Consider the following 13,604-nt stretch of genomic DNA (forward strand, 5'->3'; position numbering starts at 1 on the left):
GCGTGCGGCGTTCGACAAGTTCCCTATTTCAGAAAAAATATCTTTTTTCCGAAATACTGGAATTTCAGGAGGGAACGGACCGGGACAGATCCATCAGCAAGGCGGATTTACGCTTTCAGCGAAGTGGATGATAGGATCAGCGGAGCGATGAAATTTCCTCGACTGCGGCGGGATTGACCAGGCTGGAGATATCTCCCGGGTCAAGGCCGAGATACGCACTGCGGGCAATGCGTCGCATGATTTTCCCGTTGCGGGTTTTGGGAATGTCGGAGATGAAGAGAATTGTGCGCGGCGCCAGTGGTTTTCCCATCGCATCGACAACAGCTTCACGCAGCGTTGCGACAAGAGCATCCGAGGCGGCGTGTCCGGGATTGAGGACGCAGAAGCAGACGACTTCATTTCCTTTCACTTCATGAGGGACGGCGATGGCGGCCGCCTCATTGACTGCCGGATGCTCAACCAGGATGCTTTCCAGTTCCGCTGGACCCACCCTCTTCCCTGCAACTTTAATCGTATCGTCACTGCGGCCAAGGATGTACCACAGTCCATCCTCGTCAATCGCGGCGAAGTCGCCGTGTACCCAGACATTCTCCCAGCGAGACCAGTAGGTATCGAGGTACCGCTCCCTGTCGCGCCAGAACCCACGCGTCATGCCAATCCAGGGAGCAGTGATGACCAGCTCGCCGACGGCGTTCCGCACCGGCTTGCCAGTTTCATCGTAGACGTCGGCAGCGATACCGGGACAGGCTGCAGAGAATGACGCCGGTTTGAGAGGCAGCACCGGATTGCCCATGACAATACCACCACTGATCTCGGTTCCCCCCGAGTAGTTGATGATCGGACAGCGGGATTGACCAACATCACGGAACAGCCACATCCAGGGCTCGGGATTCCAGGGCTCGCTCGTCGAAGCAAAGAAACGGAGTGAGGAAATATCATGGGCGCGGATGGGATCGATCCCGTGCTTCATCAGGGCGCGCACCAGGGTCGGCGAGATGCCCAGAACAGAAATGCCATGCCGCTCCACCTGTTCCCACAGCCGGTTGACACCAGGGAAATCGGGAGCGCCATCAGAGATGAAAAAGGAAGCTCCAAGCAACGTGGCACCAAAAACCAGCCACGGTCCCATCATCCAGCCCATATCCGTCATCCAGTAAATCAGATCTCCCTGATGCACGTCCGTCCCAAACGCCATGTCCTGCGCGGCCTTGACAGGGAACCCACAGTGCGTATGCACGGCCCCCTTGGGCCGTCCCGTCGTGCCAGAGGTATAGATGATCATGAGCAGATCCTCGGCGGAAGTGTCTTCGAGTTCCGCCACATCATCCTGCCGCGGCACCAGGTCATGCCACCAGAGGTCACGTCCTTCCGTCATCGGGATCTCATGTCCCGATCTGCGCAACACAATCATGTGCCGCAGTGTGGGCACATCTTCCGCAGCGGCATCTGCCGTACCTTTGAGATCCACCACGCTGCCCCTGCGGAAAAATCCGTCGGCGGTGAACAACGCTTTCGCGTCCGCATCCCGCAGCCGGGAAGCGACCGCAGTAACACCATATCCGGAAAACAGCGGCAGGATCACCCCGCCGATTTTCGCAATGGCGAGCAGAGCGATGACGATTTCCGGCGTCATGGACAGGTACAGGCCGATGGCATCTCCTTTCCCGAGCCCGAGTTCCCGCAGCGCGTTGGCGCAGCGGTTTACCTCCGCGGCCAGTTCCCCATAACTCAGGCTACGTACATCACCCTCTTCACCTTCCCATACGACAGCGTCGCGCAAGCGGTGTTCGGCGTCCGCTGCCCACTTGTCGACACAGTTGTGTACGATGTTCATGCGGCCATCGACGCACCAACGCGGAAACGGGAGGCCTTCACTCAGATCGAGGACCTTCGAATACGGGGTGCTGAATTCGATGTTAAGAAAGGAAAGTACTGCGTCGGTGAACCAGGCGACATCACCCGTGGATCGCTCCATCAAGGCGTCCCAGGAGGCGAGTCCATGCTCCTGCATGAATGCATGGACATTGCTTTCTTCAATATCTTTCGTCGACGGACGCCAGACGATGTCTCCACCAAAATCAAACCGCTCTTCCATATCGTTCCTTTCCTTTTCTGAGGGTGTTCACTCTCGAACACGTATCATTTCACCCGGATACGTATCATTTCACCCGGATACAAATCATTTCACCGCAGCGGGATAGTCCTTCAGCATTGCGGCAATGCGGTCAGGTAATTTTTCCGGCTGTATCAAGGAGCCGTCTTCATCGTACACCGCGGGAAGAAGTCCCCGCCAGATGAGCTCCGTCCGCTTCGCATCAATAACATCAAGTACAAGTGTACCGGGATCATAACGACTGATATCCGCCATCGGACCATAGGCACCCCACCACGGCTTGTACCAGTTGTACGTGATCCATGCATCCGGCTGCCTGGGCGAGATCATCCCACTGTGCACGTGCAGCACCAGGTCGGTAGCGGAGAATTGACGCCATTCATATCCCTTCTCCTTCAACTGTACATTAATGGCATCCCGGACCGTTTGATACTGCGTTTCCTCTTTCGTTGCCGGGTCATCAGGCATGAACGGACCGTCAAACCAGCGGTACGTCTTGTACACGCGGAAATCGGTTCCCCTGTCAAAATCGGCACGGGGGGCATTGTCAATAACAGGTGTCGAACTGCAACCGGCGAGCAGCAAGATCGCAGCGGCAACAATTATCCCTTTCATTGTCTGGCTCCAGCGAATGGTACATATCACGCCGCCACAACATTACGCTTGTGGCGGCTGTTACGAATGAGTTTCATCGAGAAAAGTAATGTGGGAATAAAATGCGACGCAAGTTATGACATGTTGCACTGGTGTCATTTTCCAGTGCCGTCCTCTGCGGGCTTGAGCGAGTCAGGCGGCACGTATGGCTGTTCGACCGGGACGATCTCGGTGTCGGACTGCGTCTGGCCGGACCATACCAGGTACAGTCCAACAGAAAGCAGAATATTGAAGATCAGCAGAACGATAATCAGCATACGAGTACCCTGCAGCTGTTTCTGCTGCTCGGCAAACTGCTTGTCGACACCATCGCTCATGGTACGGATGGTCTTGTCCGTGAATGACTCGAGTCTCCCCAGTTTGTTGCTCACCTCCGTACCAAATGCTTCCATGGCGTTCTCGTTCGATTTTTCGAGCGCTTCCATGCGCGCCATGACGGTATTGAGGTTATAGTGCACCGAACGGATGTCATTTTCGATGGATTGCAGTCGCGCGGGAAAATCGACGGAATCAATCGTACGCACAAGTTTGCCGGACGCGGCAATCAGCGCATCGGTTGAGACCGTGACCTTCTCAAACTCCGTCAGCTGCTGATCGTGCGTTTTCTTGATGGCTGCGAATATTTTCTTCGACTGATTTGAGGTCTCCGTAATATTCGTATCAGCAAGCTGTCGGATTTCAGCAACGCTCGACTTCGAAAGTGTTCCCACCTCGTCGACATGGTGTCGGGCACGGGCATGCAGGTCCTCGACGGCGGAGGCAGTCTGTGTCCCTATCTCTCGGATATGATGTGAGGCGGCTTCGGCCACATTAGTTAGCAGTGTTTCCGATTTCTCCTGTACCTCACGCATACGCTTCTCAATCGCAACGACGAGCTCCTGCACCCTGCGGTTGATTGCGCTCCCTGCGTCATCGAGCAAGCGCGAAATGTTTTCACCCGCATCCTCCAGAATGCTCCCCGTTTTCTTCTCGGTCAGCGTCACCGCTGCTGCCGCTTTCGAAGTGATCTGATCCAGTTTCGATCCGGCTGATTCAAGTATCTCCCCTGCCTCACCGGCGATGCGGTCAAGGTGCCCACCGGTGACTTCCCTCGCAGCCTCGAGTGCCTCGTGGAACTGCGTGTTGGAATCGTCAAGATACTTTTTGGCACGCGCGGCAGACTCCAGGATGTGCCGGCGTGCACTGTTGTTTATCTCATCGAATCGCTGCTGGCTTCCCTCACCGAGCTTTTCCGCAGCCGTACGCTGTGCCTCGAGCAACGCATCGAGGTGTTCGCTGTATTTTTTCTGAATCAGACCAACAGCACCGACTACCTTCTGGGCGACTGATTTCGCCTGGTCAATGTGCTCAACCGCCGAACGGAGACGCTCAAGCTCTTTTTCGAGTGCCTGGAGTGAGGCGTGGGTATCGGGTTTCATATGCGTTCAGGAATGTTGTATTGAATGATTTCAGCCATTTCAAATGGTAGGTCAGGTCGGGATCGACTTCCTCTGCAGGCGGAGCCGCGGAGCGCTTTGCCTTCGTCTCAGCGTCTCCCTGAAGGGCATGCTCTATTTCGGAAAGCAATCCATCGATTTCTGCATCTGTCTTTCCACGAGCCTGCGTCGTACGTGTTGCCTTCGATTTTTGAGCATCCTTGCCCGTGGATTGCTTTGCCGATTCCCCTGGAGCAGACGACCCGGCAGAGAGCCTGCGGGCTTTCTCTTCAAGCTCTCTTTCCATTTCGCGAAGAATATCTTCTTCACTGCGTGAGGTTTCCGGTGGTGGAGTCAGTGGCCGTTCGCGCCTCGCTTCCGTCTTCGACCGGGGCATTGGCTTCCCCGCGTCTCCAGGCTTATCCGACGCAGGACGAATGTCTGGATGCACTGCCTTCGCTTCCGCTGCCTTCGCTTCCGCTGCCTTCGCTTCCGCTGCCTTCGCTTCCGCCGCTTTCGCTTCCGCTGCTTTCGCTTCCGCTGCTTTCGCTTCCGCCGCTTTCGCTTCCGCTGCTTTCGCTTCCGCCGCTTTCGCTTCCGCCGCTTTCGCTTCCGCCGCTTTCGCTTCCGCCGCTTTCGCTTCCGCTGAAGCTACTTTCTCCTGCTGAACTTTGCGATCAGCGCTGATATCGGGCATGGGATCCTGCACTGGCGGTCGCGCTGTGGATGTTGGCACGGGCTTCCGCTCTGCGCCCTGTGCAATCCGGCTGACAGCAGCTTCGAGTCCGGCGCGCAGCTTCTGCGTCTGCTCCTGTGTAAAGTAGCGGCGCAGGGCCTGAGCCCAGGGGTCGATGGCCGCGAGGTACGCGTCACCGATCAGCTGTTCTGCTGCGGCACAACGTGTGACATGTTCAATGAAGTGCTGCCCGAGAGACTCCCATTCTTTTTCGTCACGTGCCAGCAGCAATCCGGCGAAAGCGTCAAGCGCGTCGAGCAATGGCTCGCCGGGATAATCTGCTGCGAGCAGTACTGTCGAATGCTTGAGATGATCTGCATTCCCGAGAATATTGCCGTTGCTGTCCTCTTCCATGAGGCGAATGTAGCTCTCTATCACCTGTAAACGCTGCAGGTCCGTTGCCGACAACGTTGCAGGCAGCGCATCGTTCCTTGCATAGCGACCTCGAACACTGACACTGAGCGCGTGCCGGTACGCTGCTGGTCCTTCAAGTGCCCCGAGCCGGCAAATGGAGTCGAGTTCCGTGAGCTGCGCAAACTGATGGGCCACTGGATGCTGGTAGCTATGATCGATGAGCATGTACAGGCATTGCTCGAGGACAGTCTCTCCGGGATACGAAGTGAGCGCTTCGAGCTTTCGCGCAACATGAGTGTAGGGGAGTCCGATGCGCATATACCGCTCAAGAGCCTCACGATACTCAGCTTCGCTCGTGACGCGCATTGTCAGCGAAAACGTCCGCGCGGCCTGATTGACAGTGAACCGCTCAACAACGCCGAGCACCGCGAGTCGATGGATAACACGTTCGGTATCGCTCCGTGAACGCAGTTTATTGAAATAATGCAGCATTCGGTCGCGATGCGTATCGCTGAGACTGTCGAACGCTCCGGTTTTCCCGCTGCGTAATTCGAGCTCGGCGCAGAAATCCCCCCATGTCGCCGTGCTGACTTCGGAAAGAAGTTTCCGCTGGATTTGTATATCCGCTTCACGCCAGAGCACTTTGTGAATCTGGGTGAGCAGCGGCTCACGGTCGTTTTCAAATCCGAGGCGCAGCGTAAATGTTGCCCCCCGTTCAAAATCAGCCAGTTGCCGGGAGATACCGTCATCGACGTCCGAAGGAAACGTTGCAGCAACCCAGGATGAGAGACTCGGACCTGAGCCTGCCGCCTCCATGCCTACGGCATGCGCAAATGCAAGCAACTCCGCTGCAAATCCTGCAACGGGATACGTGCCGTCCGGAACAATCTCATGCGTGACCAGATCGACATAGCCAACGGTTCTTGCTCCTTCATGCAGATACATGCGCTCGTCGAGCGCTCGCTGCCAGTAGCTGACCCTGGCGTCGATACCGAATTCATCAGCGAGTATATTGGCGATGCGCCCGGTGTTGGAATCTTCCGGATACGTGATCTCCCGCAGCAAATCATGCAGCAGCTGCTTCTCCTTCGCTGACGTGCTGTGCATGTTGTGAAGTTGATTTTCGGCGATGCCGACGTCCTTCCCGGACGCCTTCCCGTTCAGGGTATACAGTAAAACGGACAGTGCAAGACGGCCGTCTTTCCCAGCACGCATACTTTCCTGTATGAACCGGCTCACTCCTGCAGATTGATTGACATGCAGGGTATAACGGATGCGTTCGCTGGAGGTGCCGACGGCAAATGCGCGGGTCGACGCGAGCAGGTTGTATTCCCCTTCGCGAAACTGCCTGAGATGAAGCTCGTTTTCCTCAACGATCTGTCTGCTGATGCGCTGATGCGCAGTTTCCCTGCCGATGAAGGTTCCGATGCGAAGCGTATCGATGCCGCCGAGCGGATCGGCGAAGCCGAGCGCTGCCTTATCGCTTTCCGGTGCTGGAAGGACGCCAAACGGACCTTCTGCAGTCGTGCAATAGAGAATGCCGGCGTGTCGGCTCCGGCGACCGAAGAAGTTTTGCAGTTCCGCTGCCGGGATGCGCTTCGCAGCTGGCAGCCCCGACTGCAATTCTTCGAGAAACGCGGGCAATCCGGGTATGAATTTCTTGAGGGCCTGGCCTTTTCTGGCAGCGATGTGCTCGGTCTCACTGCTGTCACAATCCACAGCGAGAACGTAATATTGTTGCGCATCATGAAGCGTGGATTCACCCCGCAGTGTAAAGACCCTGCTTCCCGCGTATTGCCGGCCCGCCGCAGCGAGCTGACGCAGCAAATCGGCCAGAATTTCGTAGCCCAGGTCGCCGGTGAGGAAGCGAAGAGGCAGAACGGCATCTTTTCCTGCAGGGAGCGTGTGTGCCGCAAATGCAGAGGTGAGCTGCAGAGATGGAAGGAAGTCCTGGCTCCATTCGCTGAGGCATTGCGCCTCTTCCACGACCGCCTGGGCGAAAAGGATTTTGTCCGCGGCCATGGCCGACAATGTCTGCATGACCTCAACACTGCAATACAGCTCGGCTGAGAGCAGGCAAAACAGCGATTCCCTTTTCCGCAGGCGTTCAAGGGAACGCAGCCTCCTTGCTTTCCCGAAGGATTCAGGAACGGGAACGACAGCGTCAATAAAATTTCTGTTGCAGAATTCCTGCTGATCGAGAACGGTGGTGGGAAACGGTGCAATGACGACCGTCGGTGCGGGCTGGAGCAATCCACTCAGCAGCATCATGAGGGATTTCCCGCTGCCCGCCGCCGTAGCGACAACTGCAGAACGCTGCGCGATGAAACCGCTGACCATTTCACGCTGCGTATCCCTGAGTTTACTCAGACGAAACACACGCAGCAGAATATGCTCGAGCGCCTCTCCCTGCTTTTCAAGTTCTGCACCGGTTACCCCCGCCGGCACCGTTGCATCCTTCTTGCTCCCCGCACTGCCCCATGCTCTTGGAGTGCCGAAACGCAGGCGCCTGGCGTCTGCCATGCGCGCCGTTCGAAGCGTCGCCGTGATTTTTGCGGAACACTGTGGCGGTGGGACATCAACTCCACTGCGTAAAAGCATGCCGAGGTCGAAACAGCAGTCCGCCTCCGGAAGCTCATTACCCTTCTTCACAAGCCGGACGCTGTCTGATTCGTGAAGCCGGGAGTCTGCGAACACACCCTGCGACAGCACGCTGATCTCAAGCACCGGAAGTGTTCTTCCCTTCCCTTCGATCTGGAAAAGCGCCGTGAGCAGTTCACCGAGATCATCAAACGCCAGGGCGGCAGCGGGGACATCGCGTTCGACTACCACAATGCGGAGGCGTTCTGCAGCCAGGTCCAGTTGTCCTGTCAGAAGGAATGCGAGAAATGCAGCCTGCAGACGTGCCGCTGCCAACGGGGAGAGAAGCAATTGCAGGGCATCGCCCCCTTCCGCGCGAAGCATTCGCTCATCCTGCACAGCCAGGGGCAGCGCGCTGTCAGGCAGCATGCCCTTGATGCCCTTGAGAATCTCGGTGAGTTTATCGACATCATTTTCCACCGGGAGCTCAAACCAGCCGTCCTCACGCACTCCCGCCTTCGCAGTATCAGATTTTCTTGCAACCCTGGCATGGATGCCGAGCATTCCATTCCATGCAACCGGGAACGGAATCCGCAGGCCCGCACCGTCCTCATCAACCTGCAGAAGATGACCAATCGCGCTGCCAAATACCTGCTGAAGTGGTTTGAGCAGCACCTTCAATATGCCCGCAGCTTTGCTCTGCATGATCCCGTACAAGGCATCCCTGTCGGACACGCGGGGATCGACAGCGCGAAGAACCTCAAGCAACTCCCCCGCCATCCCTGACGAAATTTCAGACGGGAATGATTCGAGGCGTCCGGTATGTGTTTCCCTGCTTGCCGTTCGCCCGAAAACGTCGTCGAATTTCTTTTGAAGCTGCGCTCCCGGAAGCGTTGGGAGTCCACGTGAGACCAGGTTTGCCGCCACGAGCAGCACGGGATCATCGATCTGCTTCCCGGCTGTATCGACGTCCGTCTGCATGTCCACGGCACACCATGCGTACAGATACTCCCGAAGGAATTCCCCATTGCCAGCGTCCGACCGCAACAGCGCGTCGAACACTCCAGGGAGTATATATCCGGCATGAAGCGTGGAATTCATCGACTACCTAACATCAACATATTTATCGCAGGTATCGCACTGATATTTCAATCTGACACATCAGGAAACACATTACTGTATCACACTCAAAGAAACAACGAATCCCATGTTAAAAGGTTGAAAGGTTGTCCCTGGTCCCACAGGTGCACGGATCGGAGCACGAGAAAGCGGTGCATCGCTACGCCACATCCGGGGAGCCGCCATCTGCCACGTCCATGCTGCACAATCGCTTCTTCTTTGATTCGAGCAAATGCGTGAGCCACCCGCGAAGAGACTGCTCATGGAAGTCGAGATCCTCGTTCAGCCACTGGCTGCAGGAGTAGACTTTTTCAAACTGCTCCGCGGCATACCTCTCCAGGTCCTGTACGTCCTCCACAGAGGCAAGCTGCTGCTCGATGATCAATTTGCCCGGAGTATGCAGCGTCGGTGCTTCAAGGCGGACGATGCGCGGGGCAAGCATGTGGTAGCGCCGGGGACGAAGCTGCAGCAAGCGCGACGGTCCACTGAATTGCTGCCATCGTTGGAAAAACATGCCCTTTGCGGAGCCTGTATCTCTTCCTGAGGAATGCACTTCCGGTTCTACGAGCAAGCGCTCAGGTCTGATTTTATCCAGAATATCTTCGACGAGATGATACACATCCCCTTCACAAAGCTGATCCCTGTCAAGCCTGAGTGCATGATACTCAGCCTGCCTTACCACGGTCCGATCGAAATAATCGTGTACCGTGCCCTCTGAAAACAGTGCCAGATCCATTCTTTACCCCATTGAAATTGTACGCCTCTCGGAAACACTGACTGCCACGCAACATTGCATTGCTGCACCTAAGGGCAATCCACTATTCCACACTTTACTTCCACGCACATACACCCTGCAGCAACCGATGATAATACCCAAAAGCGGCAATCAGGGCGTGCAATGCGCATGCAGTGATATTACTCGTGCAAATGACCTAGGCAAAAATACGTGAATAATTTCAGCTATACAAGCGTATTAGGACCGCTTTTTCCTGTTCGGTGTTCGCAGCACTACTTCGGTGTTCGCAGCACTACTTCGGTGTTCGCTGCACAGCCTTGGTTACAACAGCATGCTGCATGGTTTGACGACCAACAGGATTTTCGTGCCGTTTTTTCTTGACATTTAAATGCTAGCGATATATGTTGCTATCAGCAATTATTAATCCCGTTCAGGGTACTGCCGCCTTCTCCAGGCGGATTTCTTCAGCCTCATTGCTTGCTTCTAGCAAATATTCATACTATTACACATTTGCCCCCACTATCTCAGCACCTATAAAGGATAACAAGCTATGAAGATTTTCTACCCTGCTTTATGTGCCGCGATCCTGTCGCTGCTGGCCGGGAGCCTGTACGCGCAGCATCCGGAAATGTCGACCTACAATGGTGCGGAAAGCTGTTACACCTGTCACAGTGGAGCGCTGCATTTTGACGCCAAAGAGAAGGCGATGGAAATCATGCAGACCGTGCACTACAAGTTCAAGGGCTGGGGCCAGAATGTGTATGACGGCGAAGGCAATCATCTGGTGAACGAAGAAAACGGAAAATGGACGCGCTATTGTGGGCTTCCCGGCTCCGTGGTGTCCATCAACTGGCTCGGCAACTTCTTTGAAGGAACGGTTCCGGGTGGCTGTTCACGATGCCATATCAGTGATGCTTCCATGAATCCCGACCAGGGCGCCGCCAATCCTGACGAGGCATGGAAACGTATCGACTGCATGCTCTGTCATGCCAGCACCTATGTCGTCAACGGTGTGACCATTGACGCCGCGGGCAAGCGCCTCGCGTACACGAACAATGACGGGAAGAAAGTCCTCCCCTATCCTTCCGGCGACGACCTGAAGACTTCGAGCAAGAGCATTCGCGAGGTTCCCTCCGCGGAAGCCTGCAGCCGCTGCCACAGCTACAATGGCGGGGGGTACACGTTCAAGCGGGGACTGGATTACCTCGTCGACGATCTGCACTATGACAAGGGACTCACCTGCAGCAACTGTCACGAAACCGACAGTCACAAAATCGCACTCAGCAGACCGGATCCCGCACTGGTAGGCCGCGATGAAATGAACGAGAATGATCTCGCAAAGAACGCCTGCACGCGCTGTCATACCACGGAGCCACATCAGGAAGGAAGTTCTGCGGCCCGTCTCAACGCCCATGTCGCGACCATTGACTGCGCCACCTGTCATGTGCCTTTCCACAAAGGCATGACCAACAAGCGTTTCGACATCCCGGTCAAAGTCATGAGCGGTGACAAGTTCAAGCAGTGGAGTTTCCAGCTTGACTTCCTCGAGCCCACGCGTCCTTCGTACAAGTGGTTCAATGGAACAGTCGACCATGAGCATGTCAAGCCGCTCGGCTCGCGTGGTGATGGCAAGATCACGCCGTTCAAGCTCACCCGTGCCTATGTCCCTGTGGACAAGGCGACCGGAATCATGATCCCGTTGAAACTCGGTCTCGTTTTTGGTTCTCCTGAAAGCTCCACGATTGAAGAAATGGAAGCCAAAATTGACCTCTCGGTCCGCACCGGTGCGAAACTCACCGCTGCACGCTTCGGTTTCCCGCTCGACAACGATGGCAACTACACTGCGGAATACGAGTGGGAATGGGACGATATGTGGGGGAATCCCGGTCATGGCGTCGTGAAAGACGGACTCATCTGCGCGGATTGCCATACGGCATCGAGTATCATGCCGTTCGAAGATCTTGGATATTCGGAGGAACAGGCAGGCACGTTGCGGAGTATTGTGACGTCCACCGGCGAAGTGAAGGGCAGCCTGCACTTTGCGATCGGTCAGACCTTCCCGAATCCCGCTGCAGGCGAAACCGCCGTATCCTTCACCCTCCCGCGCAGCGGAAATGTGACACTCGAGATTTATGACAACAGCGGACGCCGTGTGCAGTCCCTGCTTCAGCAGACTCAGTATGGCGCCGGGACACACTCCCTGCGTTTCGATGCCAGCTCACTGCAGGATGGTGTGTACTTCTACGTCATCAATGCCGGTGGTCAGCGTCTGAGCAAGAAAATGGTGGTGATGAACTGACGGGTCATCAGTTCGTAATCTCTCCTGAAAAGGCCCCCTTCCCGTGCTCCGGAAGGGGGCCTTTTCATAAACCTCATCCACGTCTGTCACGCAGATTCAGTACTGTTCCTCATCATAGTACAGATTGATCTGACGGACACCAGGAACAGCACGGAGATCCCTGAGAAAATCCTGATTTCTATCCTGCTTCCTCAACTGCACGAAATACGAGAGCAGAAGCGCATCCGAATCATCCGCGGTCTTGACGTTGACCACGCGGTGCTGACGACAATGTTTGTCAAGCACCTGGATGTAGGGGGGATCCGCAGTGCCATTCTGCCGGGCGGAAAACTGCAGAAGATATTCCCTTCCAACACCGGTGAAACTCCGTGATCGCGCCAGCACGAAGACGATGCCCCCGATAAACAGCGTTCCGACCACCGCAATCATCCTCGCACCCGCCCCCGCCGCAAGCCCCGCAGCGAGTCCGAAAAAGATGAATACAATGTCGTACGTCTCCTTGACGGCCGTGCGGAATCGAATGATGGACATCGCACCGACGAGGCCGAACGCGCGGGCAAGATTGTTGCCGATGATCATGATCACCATCGTCGTGATAACGGTCAGCAGCACAATTGAATGCACATAGGACATGGTATATCCGGGGCCCTTGTACGTCCTGCGATATACGAATGCGATGAACATGCCGCACAACATGGACACGAGCAGATTCGCAACGATGTCTTCGAGCGTAATCTGGAAAATCTGGAGATTTTGAAAATCAGAAAACATCTGTCGCTGCCGGGGTTTGAAACTGGGTAAACATACATGAGAGATGCCGTGCCGCACGTTCGCTTCGATCCAGCGCGGTTCCGGTGAAGCAGCTGCTCCGCGCATCATGACTCAGCGCATCGATACAGATCGTGTATTTGGAAAGTGCGAGCCGCTGAAGGTTGTACTCACGGATAATATTGCGCATCCACATCGGGACACCGATAGTGAACTTGACCTCGAGTATGCCATGCGTTTTCATTGCGGGACGCGCTTTACTGTCGTCAAACATGCGCGTCAACCCGGGGTACATCTCTCCCCGGATGCTGGTATCAAGCGTGATGCGAAGGTCGAAGTTCTCAACACCGGCGAACGCGCTTCGCTCGTAGTTGATAAGTACCACGGGCCGTAACTGTTTGCGCACGCAATAGTACATCCAGCGGCGCGCATTGCTGCGATCAACGCCGGCCCCGGTGCCGCTGCGTATATAATGCATGTAGCTGTTCTCGGTGAACAGGGCGGGAAGATTTCGGTACAGAACGGGTGCACGGTATTTCGTCAGCAGTGCTCCATCCTTCTGCTTGATTTCAAGGAACGCGACGCTCGAGGGAGTCTCATTTCCATAAACGCGGATCCTGAACTTTTGGCGTTTCCGCACTCCTTCGACTTTCTGATCGTATGCACGATAGCGGATACTGTCGAAATACACTGAGCGAATCGTATAACGGCCATCCGCTTCGCGCACCGCATAGGGATCGAGTGGACACATTTCCTCGATTCGGCTTCGCAGCGTTTCATAGAGATCGAGCGGGAACAGGTATTTGTATTCAAATTTCGGGTATGCCATG

Annotated in this window: 8 protein-coding genes; 1 reads left to right on the plus strand and 7 read right to left on the minus strand. The window is 55.7% G+C overall.

The genetic code is table 11. From position 1 onward, the window contains the following. Nucleotides 1-136: 136 nt before the first annotated feature. The 5 genes from KQI65_13440 to KQI65_13460 form a co-directional block, all read right to left on the minus strand. Complete coding sequence (locus tag KQI65_13440) at nt 137-2,011, minus strand: AMP-binding protein (protein ID MCB2205743.1); 1,875 nt, start codon at nt 2,009-2,011, stop codon at nt 137-139. A gap of 168 nt (nt 2,012-2,179) precedes the next feature. Next, on the minus strand, nt 2,180-2,728 hold the full coding sequence (locus KQI65_13445; protein MCB2205744.1) for a DUF4136 domain-containing protein: 549 nt from the start codon (nt 2,726-2,728) through the stop codon (nt 2,180-2,182). A gap of 134 nt (nt 2,729-2,862) precedes the next feature. Next, complete coding sequence (locus KQI65_13450) at nt 2,863-4,185, minus strand: apolipoprotein A1/A4/E family protein (GenBank protein ID MCB2205745.1); 1,323 nt, start codon at nt 4,183-4,185, stop codon at nt 2,863-2,865. After that, nucleotides 4,136-8,953, minus strand: coding sequence for a hypothetical protein (locus KQI65_13455; protein MCB2205746.1), 4,818 nt, complete (start codon nt 8,951-8,953; stop codon nt 4,136-4,138). Before KQI65_13455 ends, KQI65_13450 begins: the two co-directional genes overlap by 50 nt. 178 nt (nt 8,954-9,131) lie before the next feature. Beyond that, nucleotides 9,132-9,707, minus strand: coding sequence for a hypothetical protein (locus tag KQI65_13460; GenBank protein MCB2205747.1), 576 nt, complete (start codon nt 9,705-9,707; stop codon nt 9,132-9,134). A 550-nt stretch (nt 9,708-10,257) separates the two neighbouring features. On the opposite strand from KQI65_13460, the gene KQI65_13465 reads away from it, so the two are divergent. Continuing rightward, a complete protein-coding gene (locus KQI65_13465; protein MCB2205748.1) occupies nt 10,258-12,006 on the plus strand; it encodes a T9SS type A sorting domain-containing protein in 1,749 nt (582 codons plus the stop codon). Nucleotides 12,007-12,102: 96 nt separating this feature from the next. Here KQI65_13465 and KQI65_13470 read toward each other — a convergent pair whose 3' ends face one another. After that, nucleotides 12,103-12,777 carry a DUF4956 domain-containing protein gene (locus KQI65_13470; GenBank protein ID MCB2205749.1) on the minus strand — a complete coding sequence of 225 codons (675 nt, stop codon included), beginning with the start codon at nt 12,775-12,777 and terminating at the stop codon, nt 12,103-12,105. Continuing rightward, nucleotides 12,767-13,603 carry a polyphosphate polymerase domain-containing protein gene (locus tag KQI65_13475; GenBank protein MCB2205750.1) on the minus strand — a complete coding sequence of 279 codons (837 nt, stop codon included), beginning with the start codon at nt 13,601-13,603 and terminating at the stop codon, nt 12,767-12,769. The genes KQI65_13470 and KQI65_13475 overlap by 11 nt, the downstream gene beginning before the upstream one ends. Nucleotide 13,604: the final 1 nt, after the last annotated feature.

Source organism: bacterium (genome assembly GCA_020444325.1).
Taxonomy (GTDB): domain Bacteria; phylum Bacteroidota; class Ignavibacteria; order SZUA-365; family SZUA-365; genus BM516.